This is a genomic window from uncultured Fluviicola sp. (assembly GCF_902168135.1).
In the GTDB taxonomy this organism is placed as follows: domain Bacteria; phylum Bacteroidota; class Bacteroidia; order Flavobacteriales_D; family Crocinitomicaceae; genus Fluviicola.
In genome coordinates, this window is record NZ_CABHOL010000015.1 from 218,463 (window position 1) to 238,564 (window position 20,102).

General features: G+C 42.2%; 14 protein-coding genes. 4 read left to right on the forward strand and 10 right to left on the reverse strand.

Features of this window, described 5'->3' with window-relative positions; all coding sequences use genetic code 11:
• Positions 1-28: 28 nt before the first annotated feature.
• The 9 genes from QZT69_RS04005 to QZT69_RS04045 form a co-directional block, all read right to left on the reverse strand.
• Positions 29-1,960 carry a DUF2341 domain-containing protein gene (locus tag QZT69_RS04005; protein WP_294670730.1) on the reverse strand — a complete coding sequence of 644 codons (1,932 nt, stop codon included), beginning with the start codon at positions 1,958-1,960 and terminating at the stop codon, positions 29-31.
• Between the two features lie 99 nt (positions 1,961-2,059).
• Positions 2,060-3,763, reverse strand: coding sequence for a PA domain-containing protein (locus QZT69_RS04010; protein WP_294670731.1), 1,704 nt, complete (start codon positions 3,761-3,763; stop codon positions 2,060-2,062).
• A gap of 321 nt (positions 3,764-4,084) precedes the next feature.
• Complete coding sequence (locus tag QZT69_RS04015) at positions 4,085-4,849, reverse strand: succinate dehydrogenase/fumarate reductase iron-sulfur subunit (RefSeq protein WP_294670732.1); 765 nt, start codon at positions 4,847-4,849, stop codon at positions 4,085-4,087.
• A gap of 79 nt (positions 4,850-4,928) precedes the next feature.
• On the reverse strand, positions 4,929-6,941 hold the full coding sequence (locus QZT69_RS04020; RefSeq protein ID WP_294670733.1) for a fumarate reductase/succinate dehydrogenase flavoprotein subunit: 2,013 nt from the start codon (positions 6,939-6,941) through the stop codon (positions 4,929-4,931).
• Between the two features lie 18 nt (positions 6,942-6,959).
• Complete coding sequence (locus QZT69_RS04025; protein WP_294670734.1) at positions 6,960-7,880, reverse strand: succinate dehydrogenase cytochrome b subunit; 921 nt, start codon at positions 7,878-7,880, stop codon at positions 6,960-6,962.
• Positions 7,881-8,055: 175 nt separating this feature from the next.
• Positions 8,056-9,822 carry an MFS transporter gene (locus tag QZT69_RS04030; protein WP_294670736.1) on the reverse strand — a complete coding sequence of 589 codons (1,767 nt, stop codon included), beginning with the start codon at positions 9,820-9,822 and terminating at the stop codon, positions 8,056-8,058.
• 91 nt (positions 9,823-9,913) lie between these two features.
• Positions 9,914-10,573, reverse strand: a complete 660-nt coding sequence (locus tag QZT69_RS04035; protein ID WP_294670738.1) for an SCO family protein — start codon at positions 10,571-10,573, stop codon at positions 9,914-9,916.
• A 45-nt stretch (positions 10,574-10,618) separates the two neighbouring features.
• Positions 10,619-13,030, reverse strand: a complete 2,412-nt coding sequence (locus QZT69_RS04040; protein ID WP_294670739.1) for a TonB-dependent receptor — start codon at positions 13,028-13,030, stop codon at positions 10,619-10,621.
• A gap of 73 nt (positions 13,031-13,103) precedes the next feature.
• Complete coding sequence (locus tag QZT69_RS04045) at positions 13,104-15,266, reverse strand: T9SS type A sorting domain-containing protein (RefSeq protein WP_294670741.1); 2,163 nt, start codon at positions 15,264-15,266, stop codon at positions 13,104-13,106.
• Between the two features lie 199 nt (positions 15,267-15,465).
• Here QZT69_RS04045 and QZT69_RS04050 point away from each other — a divergent pair, with 199 nt between their 5' ends.
• The 4 genes from QZT69_RS04050 (at position 15,466) to rsmI (ending at position 19,115) form a co-directional block, all read left to right on the forward strand.
• Entirely contained in the window at positions 15,466-16,509 is a 1,044-nt protein-coding gene (locus QZT69_RS04050; protein WP_294670743.1) for a M42 family metallopeptidase, read from the forward strand.
• Between the two features lie 17 nt (positions 16,510-16,526).
• Complete coding sequence (locus tag QZT69_RS04055; protein WP_294670744.1) at positions 16,527-17,558, forward strand: endonuclease/exonuclease/phosphatase family protein; 1,032 nt, start codon at positions 16,527-16,529, stop codon at positions 17,556-17,558.
• A gap of 117 nt (positions 17,559-17,675) precedes the next feature.
• A complete protein-coding gene (locus QZT69_RS04060; protein WP_294670746.1) occupies positions 17,676-18,428 on the forward strand; it encodes an RDD family protein in 753 nt (250 codons plus the stop codon).
• Positions 18,429-18,440: 12 nt separating this feature from the next.
• Entirely contained in the window at positions 18,441-19,115 is a 675-nt protein-coding gene (gene rsmI, locus QZT69_RS04065) for a 16S rRNA (cytidine(1402)-2'-O)-methyltransferase (protein ID WP_294670748.1), read from the forward strand.
• Positions 19,116-19,186: 71 nt separating this feature from the next.
• Here the strand turns inward: rsmI and QZT69_RS04070 are convergent, their stop codons facing one another.
• Positions 19,187-20,008: a universal stress protein gene (locus QZT69_RS04070; RefSeq protein WP_294670750.1), complete on the reverse strand. Its 822-nt coding sequence runs from the start codon at positions 20,006-20,008 to the stop codon at positions 19,187-19,189.
• Between the last annotated feature and the right edge of the window lie 94 nt (positions 20,009-20,102).

The window sequence follows — 20,102 nt, forward strand, 5'->3', positions numbered from 1 at the left end:
AACCCTCGAATAATTTTGAACTTCCCAATTATTGAATGACGAATCGAATCACTTTTGTCCGTGACTGAAGGTAGTAAGAACCTGTACCTAAAGTACGCACATCAATTAGTTTGCTTACTCCGGCTATAACATCTTCACTTCTTACTACATTTCCAATAACGTCGAGGATCTTCACTTGCTGCGAAACAGAAGACTGAATGGTCAGGTTTCCTGTCGTAGGATTGGGATATACGGAAAGATTGTCTATTTGATCAAATTCTTCCAGGCCAACAGTGCTGATTACGATGCAGGCAGATTGTTCGGAACAAGAACCGATGCTTGAAATAACAGCATAACTCCCGTTCTGAGTTGCTTCATAATACGAATCCGTTGCACCCGGAATCGGCGTATTTCCAGTTGCACAATTCACCCATTGGTATCCGTCAGCACCAAGGTCTGCAACCAGGGTTAATCCAATCTGCTGGATTTGTGAATCAATATCTTCCTGGAAAGTCAGTTCGGTTGTAATAATACTATCACAATTGGAAACTCCGCTGAGCGTATCAACATAGGTGCCGTTTAATGTGTAGGTGTGATTCCCAATCTGGTAGCTTTCCCCGAAACATTTATGAATTACTCTGGTCAAATAAGCTGGTGTGTGGAATACGATTTGAATGGAATCGTAGCTTTGACAGCCGTTGTTGTCGGTTGTTTGAACATGGTAAGTTGTAGTTGCTGTTGGAGCTACCACCAATGAATCGGCAGTGGAATTATCATCCCAAACGGCGCTGTAGGTCGTGTCGATTGTTAATTCGGACCATTCTCCATTGCAGACAATTGTTGCCGTGGCCTGCAGGTTCGCTGCCGGAAGAGCACCCACATTGAAGGTTATGGAATCTGTTGCGCTGAAACCACATGCATCCGTAATACTTACCTGGTATTCCAGGGTGTCAGAAGGAAAGGCAATGGGTTGTGCGATGGTGTCTGCTGAGAGTTCCGTTCCCGTCCATTGAATATCAAAAGGGGATTGTCCGCCTATAATGGTTAGGGGGATGGTTGCGGAATCGGAAGAACAAATAAAATAATCATCAGTCATGTCCGTGAAGAAAGAACCTAACTGATAAGTCGGAGCCGGAATTACATTATTCTTGGAATAGTACCAAAAATCCGGGTATCCGTAATGAATCGAATTGAGGTAATTTCCCGGAAAGGTGTTTTGATCGCATCCGTTGCAGTAACGCATGTCCAGGTAAGTAAGATGCTGTCCGATTTGAGTACTGGACCCGAAATAGTAGCCGTCTGTACTATTTTGATGCATTTCAAGTAAGTATTGGGTTCCCTGGATCAGCCAAATCGGTGCTGCTATGTTCTGATAGGTGTATTGCGCAGCCGGCCCTGAAACTTGTTCCTGGTGAATGATGGCCTGGGTGGCATTGTCAAATAAGGTAATGTAGCGAGTTGTGCCCGTTGGTTCTCTTTTTCCGAATGCCGTTACAAGGATATCTTCATTCGGGTAAAACCGAAATCCGCGCTGGCTGTCTCCAACTCCACCGGTACCACCATTGTCAACACTGTCTGTCGAGGAATGCGGACCGTAAAATGTACCATTGATGGCTGAAACGGAAGCTGCAGAAGCATTTCCGTAGTTTAGGTAAATGGTTTTACCTCCGTTTGCCGGAATGCTGTCGACTTTAACCCAGATTTGAGTGGTTGGGGTATTTATTCCGGACTCGATCCAATAGTTCAAAGTATCTCCGCCGTTGCAGGCTGTGGAGAAACGGATATCATCTCCGGTGATAAGCATTTGCCCGTTTGAAATAGGCGTTTGCGTATCAATGGTGAGTTTTAATTGGTAGTTGGTAACAGGATTTCCCGAGTGTTCAAGGATTGTAATCGGCTGACTATGGTTCCAACCCGGAATTTGTGACATTCCTGAAAAGGTAATGGCAAGCAGTGTGAAAAGGATTAGCGAACGTTTCATAAATAATTTTTTGCGAAGATACGAATCAAATTGCTACTTGAAATTCGGGCATAAAAAAACCGAGGGTTATCCCTCGGTTTTTCAATCAATTTTGATTAATTATTTAGATACAACCACGTTGAAGCGGCTAGTAGTACCATTTGCATAATCTAATGTGAATACATAAGTACCAGCGTTCATTCCTGCAACAGAAGTTTGGAATTGACCATTTTCAATTTTCACTTGTTGTGTAGAAATCTCACGACCAGCCATATCTACAATTTTCAATGAAGCATCACCTGCAGCCTGTACTTTTACAGTAATAGTTTCTTTAGCAGGAACCGGGAATGCAGAAACATTTACCAATTCATTTTCAGAAACATTCAAGCTTGTAGATGTTCTTAAAGCAATTGAAGGAACAGGAAGACCAACGAATCCAGCCGGAGTAAAGTCACCTGCATCAGATCTGTTAGGGAAACGAATCAAATCATCAGTTTCCATTTGAAGATCGTAATGGTCTCTGTCGCTGTATGCCATGAATAACTTCGGTTGGAAGTTTTCAATACACAATAAGTATTGCTGATCGTTCACAAAACGGTAGTGAGATGCTCCCTGATCACCGCCTGTTAAAGGCATAAAGATCGTCTCTCCTGCAAGCGGATCACCGTTTGAAGGGTAAGTAAAGCTTCCGTAAGCTACCTGGCTGATAATGTCAAACGTTCCGTTTGTAATTGTAAAGTCAGGATCATCCCAAGTATACAAAGACCAGAATGCTTCGAAATCATCCAGGTGAACTGTTGCAGTATCAGCAGCAGTAATGGTAAATCCTCCAAAGTAAATACCGTCCATTGCAACTCTTGCTGCATTTGCGTTCTTGAAAGCAATACAAGATTCGAATTGGTTAACCGGTAACTCTGCTGGACGTACGTAAGTTTGCTTGGAAACGATAGTCGTGTCAAGGCTGCATAGTGACCACAAAGAATCACTCAATGTGAAATAGTTTGTATTTGTATTATCATTCGCGTAATCATCTGCCGCACCGAAATCTACGGTATAAACGATTTCATAGTCACCAGCCTGATGTGATGCAGGTGAGTAAGTAGTAAGAGTAACGAATGCTGAATCTCCCGAAAGGATGGAAACCGGAGAAGAGTTTACATTGTGTACACTTGTTCCATTGCGTGTAATAGTACCGTTCAAAACGATGTTAGACAAATCATTTTGTCCCTGGTTAAATACCCACGCTCCAAGAGGAACGGAAAATTCAGTTCCGTTTTGAGCCAATGAAATCGGTAAAGAACCAACGTTTGCTCTCATAGAACCGATATCATTTAACGCTAAATCGTCGTCAAAGAAACCGGATTTGTTACCGATGTAGAACATAACCGGTCCGCCTGCCATAGTAGCACGAACGGATGCACCGTCAGCCTGGGAAATCATCGCGATTGGAACGTTTACCGGTCCTGTTGGAGTTCCCCCCATTGGAATCGGAGCCGCTGCAACGTTGTTTATGATAAGTACACCGACAGCTCCTGCTGCAACGGCGTTTTGCACTTTCACTGTAAAGTTGCAAGTCCCGCGATAGATCACAGCAATTTTTCCTGAAACAGAGGCATTGGTAATTGTTCCACAACCTGTTGTATCGGAAGCAACCGCAAGTGTGTCATGCACAAAGTTCCCGGGAATGGTCAGATCCATACCCCAACCGCTTGCTTGTGTGAAAGAGTAAATTGTTGGATTTGGAGATGTTTGATTACAAATCACCTGACCGAATGAATAGGTGGTCGTTACAAACAATCCAAAACTAAGTAAAAGTTTTTTCATAACATTAGTAAATTAAAGATGCATTAAATGTAAAGAAAAATTAACAAACAAAAAATTTTTGTTTGAATTATAATCTGATAATGAGCAGTTATACGGAATGGGGCATCAGTGAATACAGAAAAGACTGTCGAAAGGGAAAGCCTGTTTTCTGAAAATCAAATAATCGAAAATACTACTTTAAGCAGGAGTGAATAAAGGCTAAGAGTAAAAAACTAAAAGAGGGTGTCTGAAAGACCAGACACCCTCTTTTTACTAATTTTAGTAAATAGCTATTTTAGCGACAAGAAAGGTGAACCGATCTTGTAATTTTCTGTTTTGTATTTACTCCGCAGCAACCATCGCTTTCAGGTACTCGCGGTTCATGCGTGCAATATTTTCCAAAGAAATCTCTTTCGGGCACTCAACGGCACAAGCACCTGTGTTTGTGCAGTTTCCGAATCCTTCTTCGTCCATTTGTTTCACCATGTTCAGAACACGCTGCTGAGCTTCAACCTGTCCTTGTGGCAACAATGCCAGCTGGGATACTTTTGCTGAAACGAACAACATCGCAGAAGCGTTTTTACAGCTTGCAACGCAGGCACCGCAACCGATGCATGTTGCAGCTTCAAATGCCTTATCTGCTTCTGCTTTCCCGATTGGAATGGCGTTTGCGTCCATTGTGCGTCCGGAAGTGTTTACAGAAACGAAACCTCCAGCCTGCTGGATACGGTCAAATGCCGAACGGTCTACCACCAAATCCTTGATCACCGGGAATGCTTTTGCTCTCCAAGGCTCTACGTATATCGTTTCACCGTCCTTAAACTTACGCATGTGCAGCTGACAAGTCGTTACTGCGCGATCCGGTCCGTGAGCTTCTCCGTTGATGTACAAAGAACACATTCCACAGATTCCTTCGCGGCAATCGTGATCAAATGCGATAGGTTCTTTGCGTTCGTTTACTAACTGCTCGTTCAATTGGTCAAGCATTTCCAGGAAAGAACTATCTGTAGAAACGTTGTCCAATTTGTATGTTTCCATACTTCCTTTCGAATTCGCGTTCTTCTGACGCCAAATCTTCAGGTTTATATTGATTGTTTTTGATGCCATAACTCTACTGTTTATGTTCCGATGGGTGTTTGTACGGACGCGATGCTTCGCGTCCCTACCAAATCACCCTTCGTTCAATTTATTTATAATTTCTCGCTGCGATTTTAATGTATTCGTAGTTCAACACTTCTTTGTGCAACTCGGATTGGTTGATGTCCATTCCTTTGTACTCCCAGGCCCCAACAAAGTTGAAGTTTTCGTCGTCACGCAATGTTTCACCTTCTGCATCCTGGTATTCCTCACGGAAGTGCCCTCCACAAGACTCGTTACGCTGCAAAGCATCTCTTGCCATCAATTGGCCCAATTCCATAAAGTCCGCCACACGAAGTGCTTTTTCCAATTCCGGGTTCAATTCGTTTGCATCTCCCGGAACATAAACCTCTTTGTAGAACTCTTCACGCAAAGCAGCAATCTCGGAAATAGCTTCTGTCAATCCTTGTGCGTTACGACCCATTCCAACCTTGTTCCACATAATGTGTCCCAAACGTTTGTGGAAATGATCTACTGATTTTGAACCGTTATTATTCAAAAATTTGGAGATTAGGTCTCGTACATTGTTTTCAGCCTCTTCGAATTCAGGTGAATCGGTAGAGATCTTCCCTGTACGGATATCTCCTGCCAAATAATCGGAAACAGTGTAAGGAAGTACGAAATATCCGTCTGCCAATCCCTGCATCAAAGCGGAAGCTCCCAGGCGGTTTGCACCGTGATCGGAGAAGTTTGCCTCACCCGCCACGAAACATCCCGGAATGGTAGATTGTAAGTTGTAATCAACCCAAACACCACCCATGGTGTAGTGAACCGCAGGATAAATTTTCATCGGTGTTTCATACGGATTCTCATCTGTAATTTTTTCATACATCTGGAACAAGTTTCCGTATTTCTCTTCTACCCACGCTTTACCAAGCGCCATGATTTTTTCCTCTGAAGGATTATGATCTCCGGCTACTAAAGCTGCTTGTTTTCCTTTTGCCCGGATCTCTGAAGAGAAATCCAGGTAAACACCTTCCATCGTGTCATTTGCTTCGATACCGAAACCTGCATCACAACGCTCTTTCGCTGCACGCGACGCTACGTCACGAGGAACCAGGTTACCGAATGCCGGGTAACGGCGCTCCAAATAATAATCTCTGTCTTCTTCCGCGATTTGTGTCGGTTTCAATTTCCCTGCACGAATTGCTTCTGCATCTTCTTTTTTCTTCGGTACCCAAATACGGCCGGAGTTACGCAATGATTCGGACATCAAAGTCAGTTTCGATTGGTTTGTTCCGTGAACCGGGATACAGGTAGGGTGGATTTGCACGTAACATGGGTTTGCGAAGTAAGCACCGCGTTTGTGTGCTTTCCATGCAGCTGTAACGTTAGATCCCATTGCGTTTGTAGAAAGGAAGTAAACGTTTCCGTATCCTCCTGTACACAAGATCACCGCGTGAGCAGAATGACGCTCAATTTCTCCGGTAATTAAGTTACGGGCAATGATTCCGCGTGCCTTTCCGTCCACTTTTACCAGGTCAAGCATTTCATGACGGTTGTACATCTGAACATTTCCCAAACCGATCTGGCGGGAAATTGCCGAATAAGCTCCCAATAATAACTGCTGCCCTGTTTGTCCTGCTGCGTAGAATGTACGCTGTACCTGTGTACCACCGAATGAACGGTTGTCAAGCAAACCTCCGTACTCGCGTGCAAAAGGAACTCCCTGCGCAACACACTGGTCGATGATGTTTCCGGATACTTCCGCTAAACGGTGAACGTTTGCTTCACGTGCACGGTAGTCACCACCTTTAATAGTATCGTAGAACAAACGGTAAACGGAATCACCGTCATTTTGGTAATTTTTTGCTGCGTTGATACCTCCTTGTGCTGCAATAGAGTGCGCACGACGCGGAGAGTCCTGGAAACAGAATGCTTTTACATTGTACCCCATTTCTCCGAGGGATGCTGCTGCTGAAGCTCCGGCCAATCCCGTTCCGACAACGATGATGTCAATTTTCGGACGGTTATTGGGAGCAACTAAACGCAGGTGGTCTTTGTAGTCGGTCCATTTTTTCGAAATGTGACCTTCAGGTATTTTTGAATCTAGAATAGACATAAAGTACTTTTTAGAATGTTATCTATTTAAATAAATCATCACGGGAATAATCGCGAACGCCAATGGAACAACGATTGCAAAAGCCTGACCGACAAATCGGATAAGCCCATTGTATTTGCGGTGGTTTAATCCCAAAGACTGGAATGCAGAACCGAATCCGTGCCACAAGTGGAACATCAATACAAACATGGAAACCACATACAGGATCACTGCAATAAGTGCATATTCGTTTGCTGGCTGTCCCTGCTCAGAATGACCGAAAAAGTTCATAACAACAGTATGTAAATCACGAAGGCCTTCCGCTTTGTGCAGATTGGTATTCATATCAATCAATTCCGTGTCTTTTATTTTTACCAATTCCTGTGATTGACCTGATTCAACGTCCTTTGCAGAAACTTCCAGGTAATTACCATTGGTAGTCAATGCGGATTGAAGGGTGATTTTACGTGTAACCGGAGCACCTGTCATTGGGTCCTGCCCGATTTGCATGTCTGTTGTGTTTTCTACATAATGCAAAGGAACTGTTTCAGCTATTTTTTGCTTCCACCAGAAATTTGCCATGTGCGTAACGATGAATATCAAAATGATTGTACCCAAAATAGCCATGTAACGGGAAGCCGCACTTGAGTTTGTGCCCGGCTTATTGTAAGCATAGTTTTTCGGACGTGCCTTTTTGTTCTGCACAGCCAGGTACAATCCGATGCAAGCGTGAGCCAGAATGGAGAAGTAAGTCAAATAAGCCAAAATCTTGATAAAGATGTTGTGGCCCATGAAGTAAGCATACTCATTGAATGCGCGCCGGCCTTCCTCTCCGGTTTTTGTAATTAGCTGCAAATTCCCCAGCAGGTGTCCGACAAGGAAAGTAATTAGAAAAAGCCCAGTGAGCGCCATCCAATACTTCTTTGCTAATGAGGACGTAAATATTCCAGATTTACTCATAGTATTTTTAAAAAATGTTTCAAACGTTACAAATTTAATAGCTAGAACGACCCGCACGAAGGTTTGCTCTTATTTAGAACCAATATAGATTATTTTAGAAAAGTGAGAATGAATAACGTTTGCAGCCAAAAAAAGCGGCCAATTGACCGCTTTTCAAAAAATATAAATCATCTTTTTAATGACTTGCAGCGTCGCTATCAAGGGAAATACCCTGCTTTTTCAACAACTTGTTTACAAAGATCGCAAAGAAAGTAATGTACGCAAAGCAAATTGCACCCACAATAAATGAAGGTTGGATCTCAATAATGTCTGATAATTTTCCCTGGATCGGTGGGATCAATGCTCCGCCCAAAATCATCATCACCAGGAACCCGGAACCTTGTGCCTGGTATTTTCCCAATCCTGCCAGAGAAAGTGAGAAAATGCAGGACCACATGGTAGAGCAGAAAAGTCCGGCGCTTAGGAATGCATAGATGGCAACCATTCCCGTCGTTGTTAATCCGACAACCACACAAAGTAATCCGAGTGTTCCGAAAAGTGCCAGGGAGAAAGCAGGTTTATCGTTGGTAACATAGAATGCTACGATTTGGAACAGAACACACACAATATACCAGTAGAGCATATCGATACGGTAACCTGAAAGTTTGAAAATCCCTAAAATAATTCCAAAGGCAACCAGCGGAACGATAAATCTCAGGATGATCTTTGTTTGTTTTGAAAGATTGAAAGCATTAATGGAACCGGACCAGCGTCCAATCATCATACTTCCCCAATACATAGCAATGAACGGTGTTGTTTCGGAAGAAGAGAGTTCGCCGAAAGCAGGTTGGTTCAATAATTCGCTCAGGTTGCTGCCTATTGCAACTTCCACACCGACATAAACAAAAATGGCGATCATTCCCAGGCTCAACTGCGGGTATTTCATAGCTCCCCAGCCGTTTTGATTCTTTTTGGCTGAACGGTTGGCGAATAAAATTCCTCCCAAAACTACCAGGATCCCTCCGGAAAGCCAAAGCATACGTTTTTGCTCCAGCGGTGCTTGAATAGCGTGAATCTCTTTTTGGATCCGGACTTTTGTTTCTTCCTGAGCGGGTGTCAGGTTCTCAATAGGTTTGTTGTCTTCTCCGATAATCAATTGCTCCAGGTCGCCTTTTAATTCTGTTAATTGTTTGGCTTCCTCAGAGCGGTAGCTGTTAAAAACAGGAGCAAAGCAGGCAATCAATAAACCCGTTACTACTAACAGAGTAACCATGGTTTTCTTGGCTTTTTCACTTTCGGGTATTACCGAATCCATTTTGCCCGCCGGAACTCTTTTGGAAAAACCGAATAAAGCGGCTACTCCCAGGAACAGGCACCCAACACAAGCGTAAAGTACGATCACTTTACTTAAACTCAATTGGGAGATCATCTCATCACTGACAGCTGCCGAACTTCCGAAAAGTGCCAATGAAACAACCACCGGCCCGATTGTTGTTCCGAAACTATTGATCCCGCCTCCGAGATTGATCCGGTTACTTCCCGTTTTTTCATCTCCCAGTGAAATCATAAAAGGGTTTGCTGCGGTTTGCTGCAGGGAAAAACCCAGTGCCACAATAAATAAACCGAACAGCATGGCTGCGAAAACGTTCAGGTAAACAGAAACAATCATCATGGCTGCACCCAAAGCAGAAAAAAGCAACCCGTTTACAATACTTTTTTTGTATCCCCAGGTTGATACCAAATCCTGTCGGGTCATTGTGCTGAAGACAAATAATCCTAATGCTCCCAGGTAATAAGCTCCGTAAAAAGCAAAATCAATCAGCTGGCTTTGGAATTGGTCCAGGTTAAAATAATGTTTGCAAAATGGTATGAAAATACTGTTTCCTGCAGCGATAAATCCCCAGAAGAAGAAAACAGTAGTTAATGTGGAAAGTGCTCCGTAGTTTGTTTTTGTAGTTTGCATGGATCGCTTTTTCGATATATGTGGTCGAAAATAAGCAGAATTCCTATATGATGCATAAAATTATCAAGTAAGGACAAGTTGCGACTTGTCCTTACTTGTCCTCCTCCAAAAGTTTTTGGATATCTTTTATCAACGTATCCACTTCTTTTGGGTTGGTTCCATCGTAATACCCGCGAATTCGTTTTTGTGTATCTACCAAAACGAAATAATTGGTATGAATGAAATCAGAACCTACATCTCCCTGGTTTTGAGCTTCAGCAGGTTTCAGGACAAAGAAACTTCTTCTGGCAAGTTTATAAAGGTCTTTTTTATCTCCTGTCAAAAAATGCCATTGGGTTGGATCTGCTCCATGGGCGTCTGCGTAGTTCTTCATTTGTGCAACGGAATCCGTTTCGGGGTCAACCGTAAAACTCAGGATCTTAAATTGGTTATTTCCTTTAAACGCGGCTTGTACCCGCTGCATTTCTGCATTCATTACGGGGCAGATCGTTCCACAGGTCGTAAAGAAATATTCAGCAACGTAGATCTTATCCTCCAGGTCTTTGGATCCGTATGATTTACCACTTTGATCCGTGAAAGAAAATTCCTGGATGCGGTGACCGAATCCTTTTCTGACCAAATCTTTATCCACCATCTCCGATTCAACATCCACAGGATTGTAGATTTTCAACGGTTTCTCACCCGGTCTGGTTAAGAAATAAGCTATAATGACTCCGACAACGAAGATAAGGGCAACAATGAGAACGCGCATCTTTGTTTTTTTACAAAAATACACGCTAAATGAATTGGATGAGTATTAATCTCCTCCTAATTTCAAAGTATATTGAAGCATCACTGTTCTCGGAGGTTCAATTTTCAGAGGACGCAAAGAATAGGTTTTATTCAAAATGTTGCTGCCAATAAGTGCAAATCGGTGTTTGTCTTTTAATAAGTAAGAAATGCGCGCATCGAAGATCCAGTTGCCGAAGCGGTGATCGTTGTAATAATCCATATATCGGATATTCGGGATAAGATTGATATTATTGGTCGTTTCCTCGAAATCCTTGATAACAGCATCCATATTTATAATCTTGGAATAGTATTTTGCACTGAATCCAACTGATACTTTTTTAAGTAAAGTGTATTCCATGTCAATTTTCACATTGTGTAAAAACCGGTACTTTAAAATGCGTGAGTTGGAATCCAATGAAGTGGTATTGTAAGTGAATTTACGATTCAATGAATCAGTAGCATAAAGATAATCCGGGTTTAAGGTCTGAGGAACAATATAAGTATATCCGCAAAGGAATGTCAAATCACCTTTTTTACCGACAGCAACACTTCCTGCCAGGGAAGCGTCTATTCCCCGGACTCTTGATTTTCCGGTATTCAGGAATTTAAATCCTGCACCTTTTGACATTTCTTCCAAAGAGGAGAAAGTATGCCATATTCCGAACATGTACTCAATTGTATTTTGATATTCCTGCCAGAATCCTGCAACATCAATAAAGCTCATTACAGGACCGATCTTGAAGCCTTGTTTAATCCCAAACTCTGCATTCCAGCTTGTTTCAGCTTTTAGCTCAGAATTAGGGAACACTCCAAAGCTTCCCACACCTGTTTGAATAAAACGTTCCGTAATGGTTGGAAAACGATACCCCTGACCATAAGATGCTCTAAGAAAGGTTGCTTTGTGGATTTTAAAATTGGAACCCGCCCGAAAAATAGGTTTCAGGGCAGTAATTGAGTCATTCAATTGAAAATATTCCAGGCGTCCCCCAACAGAAAGTGTCAGTCGTTTCCACAATTTTTTTTCTGCCTGGGCGTAGGCTGAAAGATTCAGCATTTGATTTACCGGTGAGCCGGAACCACGGTACATATTGGAATAGGAATGCGTGTTTTGTGCTGTGATTCCCCCAACAAAATCTACAGGAATAATCTGTTTGATAGACGTTCTGTATTGGTAATCACCGTAAAGAACGGTGGATTGATTGTCCAGATTGGCAGTCATCTCGTTAAGTGTTCTCAAAAGACGGGTACGCAAAGAATGTTTAGCTCCTGATTTGGTCGTAAAAATGATATATGGATCCACGTTGAAAATCAACTGTTTTTGTAAAAATACAGCTCCCGGGTAAGCACGATATAATCCACTTGTATCATCCAGCCAGGCAAGTACCATATTACTTTCGGCCATCATAAAATTCCCGTTTATCCCATAAACCAATCCTTTGATGTTTTTGGCTCTTCGGGATAAATTAAAGTTTAAACGGGCACGTTTGCTGACCATTTGCTTATTGTTGAAATTGGTTAGTGTATCTTCCCAGGCAAGTGTGTCTTTATATTCCGGAGGGCCCATGTAACCATGATCGTAATTAAAGTTCCCACCAAATACTATATCCCATTGCTTGTATTTACGGGAGTGTAAAAACGTTGCTCCTGAAATCAACGGAGTGTCATCATACCATTTTGTATCTGATTGAGATGGAGTACTGTATAGACCCGAATATAAAATGACTTTGGTAAGTGGTTTTGAAGTAGGGTAGGCCGTACGGATATTGATGGATCCGGATAAAGCAGCGCTTCCGGAAAGTACGGATGCCGCTCCTTTGATTACCTCAACCTGGCTTATGTTTTCAACAGGAATGAATCCCCACTCAGGTCTGCCGGCATCCCCGGAAAGCATCGGCATGTCATCTACCATTACCGCGACCTTGGATCCTACACCAAATGTAAACCCGCTTCCTCCGCGGATTTGAGGCTCTCCGTCCAAAATATTCAATCCGGGAGTCTGATCTAAAACGGTCTCAATGCTTCGTGTGTTTTTGCTTTCTATTAATCGTGGTTTTAATACTTCGATGGAAACCGTCTGATCCTCCAATGGTTTATCAAATTTCCCAACCTTAACCTCTACTACATCCAATACGGTTGAAATCTCTTCCATTGGGATGTCCAGTTCAATCAGACCGTTTTCAGTCACATTGATTTGAATAGTATCCGTATTCATCCCTTCCATGCGGCAAATCAGGTTGTAAACCCCTACCGGAAGTTCCAGCACAAATTGACCGTTTTCATCCGAATTTGCGCCGTAAAGTTGATTGGCTTTTACAAATACGGTCGCACCAACAACAGCCTCACCCTGTAAATCGCGAACTTTTCCGGTTATTCTTCCTGTTTGAGCAAAAATGAAAGAGGATGTTGAAAGTAGTAAGATGGAAAGCAAGTACTTCATAAAATGTAGCTTATAAAAAATGAACCACCATCCTCAGTAAGAATGGTGGTTACACAACAAAGGTATGAAATTTTTATTTCTTAACGATTCGAATAGTCTGAAGTCCCTGTTCCTGAGTTAATTGAAGAACATAAATCCCGTTTTCCATAGCAGTAAGATCAATCGTATTAACCGCTTGGGAAACCTCTCCGCTCAAAACAACTTGTCCTGAGACAGAAACAATCGCGTAAACCGCATTTCCTGAAATATTTGATAAAGTTAATTTACCGGTAGTTGGATTCGGGTAAACGGAGATTACGGTCATTTCGGTTTCGTTCAAACCTAAACATTCTTCCACATTGATTGTATTTGTTGCTGTATTTGAACAACCGTTTACATCTGAGTAAGAATAGGTAATTGTTTCGATTCCCACACCTGCTGTTGAAGGGTCAAAATTTCCTCCGCTAACGCCTGTTCCGGAATAGGTTCCTCCTGCTGGTGTTCCTCCGGACAAAGCAAATGCAGGATTGTAAACACAAACATCCGTGAAGTTTGCTAAAGCAACATTTGGCAATGCATTGATGGTAATACTGAATGTTTCATCCACCATCGGACAAGATCCGGATGCTGCAATGGTATTTGTTACGGTATAAGTTCCTGCAGTACTTGTAGAAAGATCAATTTCCCCGGTGTTGGAGTTGATGGTCAAACCGGCTGTAGAAGAAAATACACCTCCGTTTGCACCCGCACCGAATACAGGAGAAGGGTCTGTTGCATTCGTACAATATGCCGGCTGGGCATAAGTAAACGAGGCATCCGGGTTCGTTGTAATGGTAATATTCACACTGGAAGAAGATCCGGAAGTAGGACATGCTGCAGATCCTGTTGCATCATATGTAACGATATAAGTTCCAACTGAACTTCCTGAAACATTGATCTCGCCTGTTGTAGTATTTGCAAACACCAAACCGACAGGAATCGCCGAGAATGTTCCCGGGTCAGTTACTGTTGGTGTTTCATTTGCCCCTCCGGCACAAATAGTGTTCGATGGGTATACAAATGCCGAGTTTGCCGGAGGATTAATCGTAATGGTAGTTGTTCCGGTATTTGTACAAGTTCCGGTATAGGTATTTGTTACTGTATAAGTTCCCGGCGTACTCGCAGATACATCGATAGAACCTGTACTTGAGTTAATTATTAAACCTGAGGTTGAAGAAAATGTTCCGGCATTTGTTGTTGTTGGAACAGGATCCGTATCAGCAGGGCAATAAGTAGCCTGGGCATAGCTTAAAGAAGCATCAGGTAACGCATTAACAGTAATTGTCACGGGAGTTGTAGTTTTTGATCCCCATTGGTTGGTCGCTGTTAAAATTGCAGTATAAGTTCCCGGAGTGTTATAAGTAACTACTGGGTCCGTAGCAGTGCTTGAAGCAGGGCTTCCTCCTGTAAATGACCAACTGTATGATGTTGGGAAATTGGTAGATGTGTTTGTAAAGGTAATTGTACTTCCAACACAAACCGTAGTTGCAGACGTTGTAAAAGAAGGTCTTGGAACATAAACTAATTCCATATCATCAATAGTCAAAGTATCACCACCGTTTCCGCCTCCCGGAGTTTGGTTTGTGGTAAATGTGGTAATGATGTAAGCTGCATTTGATGGAGTTCCCACATAATTAAATGGAATAGATAAGCGTTGCCAGTTCCCTCCATTGTAAGAAATACTTGAAATAGCAGTAGCAACTGTATTTGCACCGGCCACATCATTAGGGTCTTTATAACCATTCGTATTGTTATGAATGACGCAGCTTACTCTTCCAAGTTTTGATGTAGTAACAGGCTTGTGTCTTACCCAAACGACCAGGGAATCAGGAGAATCGGTCATAGGGTCTGAAAAATTGACATCAGTAGTTACTGATTTGTTATGATTCGCTGAGTTTGTAGGAGTAATGCTTCCCATATTTATTTGGCCCGTAGTAACGTTTCCGTTTGCTGCAACTCCAAAAATACTATTACACCAAATTCGAACGGAATAGATTCCTGTTGATCCCGGTCGTACGTATGTAACCCGATCCATTTGCTGGTTGGCAGCCCCGGCTAATCCCCCACTGGCTGTCATAAAACTATTCCAGTTAATAGGTTCTTTGATCTCTGGCGATGAAGCTTCCCACGCTTCAAAATTGCTGTTCCCGATCTGGGTCTGAGCAGATGCCTGCAGGGTGAGAGTAAGTAATGATAAACTGAGTACTATTTTTTTCATAGTCTGTTGATTTGAGATTCTTTGCAGAATCCGGTTAATGTATTAACAAATTTAGTGGATTTATTGAATTCCGGGTGTTTTTAACAGTTGATATTAAGCCAAATGAATGTTGCTAATCCGATCGAATTAACAGTTCTTTAAAACGATCAATGGAACGTGACAGGGGGATTTCTATTACTTTTGACGCAAACTCGAAGAAATGAATAAAAAGCTCTTAGCCGAAATATGTAAAACACCTGGTGCTCCCGGATACGAAGACCGCGTAAGAAAATTAGTGCTCCGCGAAATTGAATCGCTTTGTGATAAAGTGGAAGTAGACAATATGGGGAATGTTTATGGGATCCGAAAAGGCAAGTCCGAACAATCCGTAATGATCGGAGCACATATGGACGAAATCGGGTTCATGGTTACCTATATTGATGACAAAGGATTTATCCGTTTCACCACTTTGGGAGGCTTTGATCCGAAGACATTGACTGCTCAGCGTGTAATTATTCATGGAAAAGAGGATGTAATCGGGGTAATGGCATCGAAGCCTATTCACGTAATGACCCAGGACGAACGCAATAAAGTGGCTAAGCTTTCTGATTACTTCGTAGATACTGGTTTGCCGGCTGAAAAGGTCAAAGAATTGGTCTCTATCGGTGATGTAATTACACGTGAAAGAGAATTCATCGAAATGGGAGAATGTTTTAACAGCAAATCACTGGATAACCGCCTGGCTGTTTTTATTGCGATCGAAGTACTTAAATTGTTGAAAGGCAAAGAGCTTCCTCACGATGTTTACATGGTCTTCACCGTCCAGGAAGAAGTAGGTATTCGTGGAGCAAATGTGGCTAGTTTGAACATTAAACCAACTTTTGGTTTCGGATTGGATACAACCATTGCTTTTGATTTGCCGGGAGCTGCGGCTCACGAACAAATCACAAAACTGGGAGAAGGAACTGCTATTAAAATTATGGATGCTTCAACGATTTGTGATTCGAGAATGGTCCGTTACATGAAAGAAGTTGCCGATCGAAATAAAATCAAATGGCAGCCTGAAATCCTGACCGCAGGAGGAACGGATACTGCCGGAATTCAGCGCATGTCTCCCGGAGGATCTATTGCAGGCGCGGTTTCTATTCCGACAAGACATTTACACCAGGTCATTGAAATGGCTCACAAAAATGATATTCAGGCAAGTATTGATTTACTGGCTTCATGTTTGTTAGAGCTCGACCAGTTTAGCTTAGAATATTAAAAAATATAGCTTTCATCATGAGAAAAATTGTTTTGCTTTCGATCCTCATTACTGCTTGTTCGGTAAACGGATTTTCACAAAAGGAATCGAAAAAAGGTTCGCTGCAGTCATTCCACGGTCGCGCGATTGTTTCATACAACGTGGAGAATTTGTTTGATACCATTAATGATAAAGGAGTCATTGATGAAGAATTCCTTCCGGATGGAAAATTGAAATGGAATTCGGAAAGATATCAATTGAAACTCGACCATTTGGTGGAAGCAATTACCATGAATCTTGCGGAAAATCCCATTGTGATCGGGCTGATAGAGATCGAGAATAAAGGAGTTTTGATGGATTTGAAGCGTACAGGCCGTTTGGGGAAGACCAGCTATGAGATAGCACACAAAGATTCTCCCGATGCACGCGGAATTGACTGTGGACTGCTTTATGATAAGAGCGCCTTTAAATTGCTCAAAATGGAAAACTTAAAAGTTTCCATTGATTCCATTCCTAATTTTAAAACGCGCGATATTTTATATGTCAAAGGCCAATTGGAAGGTGGGAAAATCATCCATTTGTTTGTGAATCACTGGCCATCACGAAGAGGTGGAGCAAGTTCTGAAATCCGAAGAATCCAGGCTGCAAAAGTTGCCCGTGCAAAAGTGGACCAAATTCTGAAAGCTGACCCGAAAGCAAACATCGTTCTGATGGGAGATTTCAACGATCACCCCGACAATGTTTCTGTAAACGATGTCCTGAAAGCAAAAGCAGTTACAGATACAAATGCGGATTTGGTAGACTTATTTGAAGATGATCACAAAGCGGGAAAAGGAACACATAATTACAAAGGGGAGTGGGGAGTTTTGGATCATTTTATCATTTCAAAAGCACTTTATAGCGGAATGGCTGGTATTGCACTTTCTCCGAATGACGGAAAAATCGTTTACGAGGAAAAATTACTTTTCACTCAGAAAGACGGAAGTAAAAAACCTTCAACAACTTACGGCGGACCAAATTATTACGGTGGTTACTCCGATCACTTGCCGATTCAGCTCATTTTAAAGTAGAGAAAGCACCGCTTTGGATCGGGTAGGGCCGGAAAATTTTCCGACCCTACCCTTAAAATCTAAAATGAAGCATATTTGTTCTTTAATTTGTATTTTCGGTTTTACATCTAAAATGGCATGAAAACAATTTCCTTCACAACATCGCAATTTGTTACGATCGATTACGAGCTTGCGAGTCCGGTGTACCGGGCAGTTGCCGCCTTTTTGGATGTGATTTTCCTGCTTATTTACATGGCTATTGCAAGCTACTTCATTTCCATGAACCTGTTCGATGTAAATATGAATGTGGTACAGGACCGATGGTCGCTATTAAGTATTTTTCTACTGCGACTGCCTTGGCTGTTGTATTCTCCGGTTATTGAATATCTCACAAACGGTCGGTCACTTGGAAAGCTCATTATGGGAATCCGTGTGGTGAAGAGCAACGGAGAAACTGCCGGTCTTAGAGAATACTTTACCCGCTGGATCTTCCGCATAGTAGATATTTGGGTTGGTGGTTTTGGATTCTTGGCTTTATTGGTTTCCGGAACAACAGAAAAAAGACAGCGCATAGGTGATATTATGGCCGATACCGTGGTAATTAAGGTAAAAGACACACAGATCTACCAATTAAGAGACGTGCTTGCGATCAAAAGTTCTGATAACCATGTTCCAACCTACCCGAATGTCATTCGTTTCTCAGATGAAGATATGTTATTGATCAAGAATACCATTTTGCGTGTACAGCGTTATCCCAATCAGTCGAATAAAGATTTCGCTATTCAATTGGCCGATGAAACAGCGCGCCTGATCGGGTTGCCCGAAACACCGCAGAAAAGAATGGAATTCCTTAAAACCGTGTTACAGGATTACGTGGTACTGACACGCTAAAACAAACTAAAAATGGGTGTGTTATTTGTTGTTCCGACTCCAGTTGGAAACCTGGAAGATATTACGTTAAGAGCAATTCGTTTGCTCAAAGAAGCAGAAGTTATTTATTCGGAAGATACCCGTGTGACCAAAAAGTTATTGTCTCATCTGGAAATTACGGGTAAACAGATCATTCCTTTTCATGCGCATAATGAGCATAAACAATTGGAACGCTCCGTTCAAACAGTTCGCGAGAACCAATGCACGGTGTTGGTTTCGGATGCCGGAACTCCTGCAATTTCAGATCCCGGATTTTTATTGGTTAGAGCTTGTGTGGAAGCCGGTTTGGAAGTGACTTGCCTGCCTGGTCCAACAGCTTTTGTACCTGCATTGGTGGCAAGCGGTTTTCCGTGTGACCGTTTTGTCTATGAAGGATTCCTTCCACACAAAAAAGGAAGACAAACCAAATGGCTTTCCTACAAAGACGAAGAGCGTACGATCGTTTTATACGAATCGCCGCACCGTATTATCAAGGCGTTGGAAGAATGTGTCAATTTCCTCGGACCGGAAAGAGAAGTTTGTGTTGCGAGGGAAATCAGTAAGTTATTCGAGCAATTTGTACGCGGAAAAGCAGCAGATGTATTGAAACATTTTCAGCAAACACCACCCAAAGGTGAAATCGTTCTGCTTATAAAAGGAAACGGGTAAGCTTTCTCAAACTCACCCGTATTATTTTTTTGACTAAAGCATAAGTCCTAAGGTCTTAATATCCTGCAGTCCTACTGAGTAATAAACCCGAATTGTGATCCGGAAGAAGTATCCTCACCGTCAAAAGTCATCACAGGGATAGCTAATTCATTTTCGGCCAGACTCTGGATTAAATTTGTTGAGAACAAAGAGAACATGTCCTGGTAATGGGTAGCGGCCAACAGATCGGCATTGACTTCACGACTATATTCGATGAGGTTTTTCTCAAAATTGGTCGAATCCAGCAAATGAATCGTTGCATCCAGGCCTTGTTCTTGTAAATATCCGTTAGCAACACGCAAGTTCACTTCAATTTTCTGCATCAATCCTTCATCGGAATAACGCTGACCTACCAGGTAGATTTTTGAGTTGAATACCTGCGCCACACGTGATGCATAACGCACAACCTGTACACTTTCTCTTGCCAGGTCAACCGTCATTACAATCGATTTTATCTTATGGAACGAAGTATCCTGCTGGGTCAATATAATCGGAACATTGCTGTTGGAAATAACCGATAAAGCCGGACTTCCGAAAATCTTCTGCCAGATAGAAGTACTGTGTGTCCCCATAATAATGAGCTGAACACCGATAGAATCTGCAATAATTCCAATATCTCTTAGAACTTTCCCGATAACAACGCGCGTGGAGATTTTCACTTCCGGTGTTTGATACTTGGCTGCAAGATCATGCAGGTTCTTTTCAGCTGCAATACGCTCCTTTGTGTTCGAAATGATATGTAGTAAAACAATATCACCATTATTGTATTTGGCCGCATCCAATGCAAAGACCAATGCATTTTCGGTAACAGGAGTAAAGTCGATCGGTACCAGGTAGTGGAATGTAGTCGCCATTGTATCAATTTTAAGTTTGATTAAAAATAACATTTTTTCGGCAGACAGGTTCAAAATCGGACAGAAGGACATACTTTTTAGGTTAAATTTGCGT

Excerpts from the sequence above, each read along its gene's own strand:
- QZT69_RS04005 (WP_294670730.1), bottom strand. The coding sequence starts at position 1,960 with ATGAAACGTTCGCTAATCCTTTTCACACTGCTTGCCATTACCTTTTCA.
- QZT69_RS04010 (WP_294670731.1), bottom strand. The coding sequence starts at position 3,763 with ATGAAAAAACTTTTACTTAGTTTTGGATTGTTTGTAACGACCACCTAT.
- QZT69_RS04015 (WP_294670732.1), bottom strand. The coding sequence starts at position 4,849 with ATGGCATCAAAAACAATCAATATAAACCTGAAGATTTGGCGTCAGAAG.
- QZT69_RS04020 (WP_294670733.1), bottom strand. The coding sequence starts at position 6,941 with ATGTCTATTCTAGATTCAAAAATACCTGAAGGTCACATTTCGAAAAAA.
- QZT69_RS04025 (WP_294670734.1), bottom strand. The coding sequence starts at position 7,880 with ATGAGTAAATCTGGAATATTTACGTCCTCATTAGCAAAGAAGTATTGG.
- QZT69_RS04030 (WP_294670736.1), bottom strand. The coding sequence starts at position 9,822 with ATGCAAACTACAAAAACAAACTACGGAGCACTTTCCACATTAACTACT.
- QZT69_RS04035 (WP_294670738.1), bottom strand. The coding sequence starts at position 10,573 with ATGCGCGTTCTCATTGTTGCCCTTATCTTCGTTGTCGGAGTCATTATA.
- QZT69_RS04040 (WP_294670739.1), bottom strand. The coding sequence starts at position 13,030 with ATGAAGTACTTGCTTTCCATCTTACTACTTTCAACATCCTCTTTCATT.
- QZT69_RS04045 (WP_294670741.1), bottom strand. The coding sequence starts at position 15,266 with ATGAAAAAAATAGTACTCAGTTTATCATTACTTACTCTCACCCTGCAG.
- QZT69_RS04050 (WP_294670743.1), top strand. The coding sequence starts at position 15,466 with ATGAATAAAAAGCTCTTAGCCGAAATATGTAAAACACCTGGTGCTCCC.
- QZT69_RS04055 (WP_294670744.1), top strand. The coding sequence starts at position 16,527 with ATGAGAAAAATTGTTTTGCTTTCGATCCTCATTACTGCTTGTTCGGTA.
- QZT69_RS04060 (WP_294670746.1), top strand. The coding sequence starts at position 17,676 with ATGAAAACAATTTCCTTCACAACATCGCAATTTGTTACGATCGATTAC.
- rsmI (WP_294670748.1), top strand. The coding sequence starts at position 18,441 with ATGGGTGTGTTATTTGTTGTTCCGACTCCAGTTGGAAACCTGGAAGAT.
- QZT69_RS04070 (WP_294670750.1), bottom strand. The coding sequence starts at position 20,008 with ATGGCGACTACATTCCACTACCTGGTACCGATCGACTTTACTCCTGTT.